The organism is bacterium (assembly GCA_031082185.1).
Taxonomy (GTDB): Bacteria; Sysuimicrobiota; Sysuimicrobiia; order Sysuimicrobiales; family Humicultoraceae; genus VGFA01.
The window spans coordinates 144,396-149,740 of sequence record JAVHLI010000006.1 but is presented as its reverse complement, the minus strand read 5'-3'; the positions used below and the strand labels follow the sequence as shown (position 1 = coordinate 149,740).

At 60.2% G+C, this 5,345-nt stretch carries 5 protein-coding genes and 1 rRNA gene; all 6 read left to right on the top strand.

The features are described from left to right. Positions 1 to 591: ribosomal RNA gene (locus RDU83_07935) — 16S ribosomal RNA — on the top strand; the annotation flags it as partial. 204 nt (positions 592 to 795) lie between these two features. After that, positions 796 to 2,133 (top strand): integron integrase, encoded by a 1,338-nt coding sequence (locus tag RDU83_07930; protein ID MDQ7840941.1) that lies wholly within the window; start codon positions 796 to 798, stop codon positions 2,131 to 2,133. Positions 2,134 to 2,367: 234 nt separating this feature from the next. Beyond that, a complete protein-coding gene (locus tag RDU83_07925) occupies positions 2,368 to 3,051 on the top strand; it encodes a hypothetical protein (protein MDQ7840940.1) in 684 nt (227 codons plus the stop codon). A gap of 151 nt (positions 3,052 to 3,202) precedes the next feature. Continuing rightward, on the top strand, positions 3,203 to 4,255 hold the full coding sequence (locus tag RDU83_07920) for a GNAT family N-acetyltransferase (protein ID MDQ7840939.1): 1,053 nt from the start codon (positions 3,203 to 3,205) through the stop codon (positions 4,253 to 4,255). A 101-nt stretch (positions 4,256 to 4,356) separates the two neighbouring features. Continuing rightward, positions 4,357 to 4,794, top strand: a complete 438-nt coding sequence (locus RDU83_07915) for a hypothetical protein (protein ID MDQ7840938.1) — start codon at positions 4,357 to 4,359, stop codon at positions 4,792 to 4,794. Between the two features lie 43 nt (positions 4,795 to 4,837). Beyond that, positions 4,838 to 5,158 carry a DUF333 domain-containing protein gene (locus RDU83_07910; GenBank protein ID MDQ7840937.1) on the top strand — a complete coding sequence of 107 codons (321 nt, stop codon included), beginning with the start codon at positions 4,838 to 4,840 and terminating at the stop codon, positions 5,156 to 5,158. Positions 5,159 to 5,345 lie beyond the last annotated feature (187 nt).

The window sequence follows — 5,345 nt, the reverse complement described above, 5'->3', positions numbered from 1 at the left end:
ATTCGATGCAAAGCGAAGAACCTTACCAGGGATTGACATGCCGGAAGTACCGACCTGAAAGGGAAGGGACCCGTAAAATCGGGGGCCGGCACAGGTGGTGCATGGTTGTCGTCAGCTCGTGCCGTGAGGTGTTGGGTTAAGTCCCGCAACGAGCGCAACCCTTATCTTTAGTTGCCATCGGTCTGGCCGGGCACTCTAAGGAGACTGCCGGCGACGAGCCGGAGGAAGGTGGGGATGACGTCAAGTCCTCATGCCCCTTATGCCCTGGGCTACACACATGCTACAATGGCCGGGACAGAAGGTTGCCACTCCGCGAGGAGGCGCTAATCCCCAAACCCGGTCTCAGTTCGGATCGCAGGCTGCAACTCGCCTGCGTGAAGCCGGAATCGCTAGTAACCGCAGGTCAGCCACACTGCGGTGAATACGTTCCCGGGCCTTGTACACACCGCCCGTCACACCATGGAAGCTGGTTCCACCCGAAGCCGCTGGCCTAACCCGCAAGGGAGGGAGGCGTCGAAGGTGGGGTTGGTGACTGGGGTGAAGTCGTAACAAGGTAGCCGTACGGGAACGTGCGGCTGGATCACCTCCTTTCTAGGGAGAAATGGGCCTGTCACGGGGCGCGGTCTCTGTGACAGGTACCGGCGGTACTCCTTGCCACTATGAGGTTGTCAGGGGGGAAGCCCGCTCCAATCGGAGCGGGCTTCTTGATTTCCCGGATGCGCATGGACACTGTCGGCGGTACCCCTGAAAGGCCGCTCGTCGCGGCCGATGGGGTTCTTGAAGGACGGTGACTGCGTGGATGGGGCGGCATTGGCGCTCCGCGGCCCGATTCGCGGAGCAGTTGCCACATCACGCATCAGGGTGTCGTCTATCGCGGCAGGTAGGGCGGCTCGGGGTGCGATTCGGATCGAGCCCGGCGAGGCGGGCATGCTCGTCGTGCGCCTTCCCTTCAGCCCCGAAGACGTCGCCAAGATCAAGACGATCCCCGGCCGCCGCTGGCATCCTGAGGGGAAGTATTGGGTGGTGTCCCGGACGGACGGCGTCCTCGCGCGCCTGCTGGCGCTGTTTGCAGGCGGTTCTGTTGACGTGGACCCAACGCTTCGGCCTCCAGATCGTCGCCATGAGCAGGACACCCCGGTTAACCCGACGGTTCCTCACCCCTTGCCTGGGCCGTCCGGGCTCCTGGATCGGGTTCGCCAGGACCTCCGCGCCCGCCACTACAGCCAGAGGACCGAACAGGCCTACGCGGCCTGGATCAAGCGGTTCGTTGAGTTCCATGGAAGTCGCGACCCCGGTGAGATGGGCGAGCGGGAGGTTAACGAGTTCCTGACCCACCTGGCTGTCAGCGGGCGCGTGGCCGCCGCCACGCAGAACCAGGCCCTGGCGGCCCTGCTGTTTCTATACGATAGCGTGCTGCATCGTCCGTTGGGCCGGGTCGAAGGAGTCGTGCGGGCAAGGCGCCCTCGACGCGTGCCGGTTGTGCTGGTCCGCGATGAGGTCAGGGCGGTGTTGGGCGGCCTCGACGGGATCCCGCGCCTGGTATGCGCGCTGTTGTACGGCTCCGGGCTGCGCCTGCTGGAGTGCCTGCGCTTGAGGGTCAAGGACCTCGATTTCCAGCGCAACGAGATCACCATCCGCGACGGCAAAGGCGGCAAGGACCGGGTGACCATGCTGCCGGTAACCGCGAAGGCGCCGCTGCAGGCGCACCTTGAGAAGGTGCGCTCCCAGCACGAGAAGGACCTGGCGCGCGGCCTGGGCCGGGTCCCGCTGCCTGACGCCCTCACCCGGAAGTACCCCGGCGCCGATCGCCAGTGGGCGTGGCAGTGGGTCTTCCCTGCGTCTGCGCACTGCGCCGACTCCCACACCGGAGTGCGCCACAGGCACCATCTGCACGAGTCGGTCGTCCAGCGGACCGTGAAGGAGGCGGTGCGCCGGGCGGGGCTGACCAAGCCGGCCTCGTGCCACACGTTCCGTCATTCGTTCGCCACGCACCTCCTGGAAGACGGATACGACATCCGGACGGTCCAGGAGTTGCTCGGGCACAAGGACGTGAAGACGACGATGATCTATACCCATGTGCTGAACCGCGGCGGGAAGGGGGTCAGAAGCCCGATTGACGGGATGCAGCCTTGAGGCAGGCAGGGGTAGCCAGGGATTGACCCCCTGGGATGTTAGACTGACCGGCCAGGCAGCATGACGCCTGGTAGGGGGAGGCGCCGGATGGCAGGAATCCAGGCAGAGCGGGCGAAGGGGGGCGATGGGATTCCGGCCTCCGTCTTGTTAGGCTGACAGAGGCGGGGGGTTATGCTGGTCGGTCTAAACACGAGTTAGGCATCTAGAAGGACGGTAGGGGGATATGGGGGATATATGGTTGACAACAATAAAGAATCCGTCGAAAGTGAAGCGTCATCCTTTGCGCGTCTAAGTAAGAGGTGGACCCTAGGAATTCTCGGGACGTTACTACTGGGTGCAATCGGTGGCGGTATCTGGGAAACCCTGTTTCGACCTGGACTGCAGCAGGTGGGGTCGTTCATCACGCGAGTTTCTCAACAAGCTGATGCGGCTGTTTTTACCTCCGCCGCCCTAGACCCAACACCGGTACCAGGCTTACTTCTGTTGATACTGTTGACGCTGATACCGTTGTTTGTCGGGGCATGGATGCTGACTATGGGATTCTTCATGCCCTGGTTTTCGTCAAAGGCAGACGGATGGTATCGAGGTATCGTGAGATCAGGATCACGCGAGCAAATCCGCGGGAAACTTCTGTGGCGGTTGCGAATTCTTGCGATCTGCGGCTTCCTGTTGTCTCTTCTGATGTTCGGTCTTCTTTGCTCAGGCTTTCAAATTGCAAACGAAGCGGTTCTCGTATGGCGCGTTTTTCAACGAAATCTTGCCATTTCAGCGCCCCACGTCGCCGAGCCTGATCGTCGGGCATTAGTCGCGCAGTTTCGCGCTATGGGGTCGAGAAGTGATTTTCGAGCCCTCACGGCGAAGATGGACGATCTGCTTGCGACGAAGGGCGTCAAACTTCAATGGTATGGCCGCCCGTAGGAATGTGCCTAACAGCCGGTTCCAGGCGACGCGCATGAAGCCGCGCGCGCCTGAACCGGGACTTTAGCCTGCCGGTGGACCGATTGTCCCTTCGAGTGTTCTATCACTCGGCCAAGACCTGGCAGCGTTTTGATGGAGGTCATTAGTCGATATGAAAGCGCAGTTCTCTTTGCGTCAGCTATATCCGCAAGACAGTCAAGCATTGGGGAAGTTGATGGACGATAGCCCAGATACTGGCCGAATCAGCACCGCCTCCCACTTCGAGATCGATGCTTTTGAGGCCCTCAGAGCAATGCAAGGCGACTTCGTCGGCGTTGCAGCAGAGAGCCCCGATTATGATGGTCTCGTTGGTGCTTGTTTGACCCGATTCGGGCAATGTCAGTTTGAGGGTCGTTTGCGGCCATACGCTCTGCTCAACAGCCTTGTAGTGCATCCAGGTTTGCGCGGGCAGGGGGTAGGTTCCGCGTTGGTTGGATGGCTTGTCGATCATTCGCGCAATCGCCTTGGTGATGAAGGCGTGATCTGGGCCTTGATACAGCAGGGGAACGTTGGCTCTGTACGAACGGTCGGGAAGTATCTGAAGCAATTCATCAGCGACCGAATTGTCATAGTGCCGACGAAGACGCGGGCCAATCCCCCCACACCGACTCCGAGATTTATGGTTCATCCAATCGGGCCAGGCGAATTTGGTCGGGTGGCAGATCAATTGAACTCCTTCTACCGGGATTTCAACTTCTATGAGCCCGAGACCGCCGATAGTCTGGCGTCTTGGTACGCAAGTACTCCATTCGACACTCCCTTTCGTCATTACCTCGTAGTCACTGATTCAGAGGGTGCTATTCATGCTGGTGCAGGGGTGTCTGAGCTTTATCGATTGAGAACACTTCATGTTCGTCAGATGCCGAGCGCACTTTACGTTCTGAACACCTTTCTCCGAATGGTGCCCTCTGATGGGATCGCTAAGGAATTGGTGTTGAGCAAGATATGGCTTGCTCCAGGTGGTATGCAAGCAGCAAAGTATCTATTTGAGACCATTCGGTGGAGATGGCGAGAGAAGGCGAGCTTGCTCATGGTGTGGGTCGACAAAGGAAATCCCGTTCTAGAGGCTCTTAATCTGCGGCCGTGGACGCCTGTGACGAAATCCGCGGTTGCTATTGATAACCCTGAGGCAATGTCCACCAGTCGTTTGGTATATTTTGATTGAAATGAGTCAACAGCAGGCTAACCCCCGCTGCAGCCGACCCGCCTCCGCTGGAGCTCCGGCGGGCGCCTGAGTTTGGTCGTTAGGTGCGATTGGAGGGGGACATGGACCGCGAAACGGCCTTCTGGTGGCGCTGGCTGGTGGTCGCGGCGGTCACTGTCCTTGCGTTCGGCTTGTCCCTCATACTGCTCCCCGGCCCGATGCAGCGTGCGTTCGAGTCGCTCTACTTCTCGCCTCGTGCGCTCTCGCCCCTCGAACCGGATGCGGCCGCCTACGCCGCCTTCATGGGCGGGGTTCTGGGGGCGGTTATGATTGGGTGGGCTGTTCTGCTGCTCTTCGTGCTCTACGGTCCGTTCCGTCGGATGGATGCGCTCGCTTGGGACATGATCGCCGCATCCCTCGTCGCTTGGTTCGTAGCCGACACGGGGTTCTCGCTGTGGTCTGGTTTCTGGCAGAACGCCATCCTGAACACCGTGATGCTGGCGGCGTTCTCTGTTCCGTTGGTGGGCACATATCGGCGCTTTCGACGGCAACGCACCTAACCAACGCGTCAACCAGACAGGGCGCCCAGTGAGGTATCCTCACATGCCCCGAGTTCTAGAGTTGGTGTTAGCTTCGTGCATTGTCGCGGCACTGGTTGGCTGCGCTCCCACAACGAGGCCGCAGCCCACCTCCACGCAGAAGCTGGCAGGACAGATTGCCAATCCTGCTTCGGATAACTGTGCTAAGCAAGGAGGCACACCGGCCATTAAGAAGCGCGGCGATGGCGGCGAATACGGCGTGTGGATGTTTGCAGATAACAGGCAATGCGAAGAGTGGGCCATGCTCCGCGGCGAGTGTCCGGTCGGTGGCATCAAGATCACCGGCTATCTCACTCCGGCAGCTAGTGTAGTGCGTCATAAATAACTATACATGGACGGCGGATTCGTGCTATGTTGTCAGTACTATGTGGAAACCAGCCAATGCCTTGCCTGTTTCGCCGCAAGATCGTGCCCTGCTGGAGGCCCTGGTGCGTGGTCGCAACTCCCCCCAGAAGGTGGCTCTCCGTGCCCGGATCGTGCTGGGCGCTGCTGAAGGCCAGTCGAACGCGGGT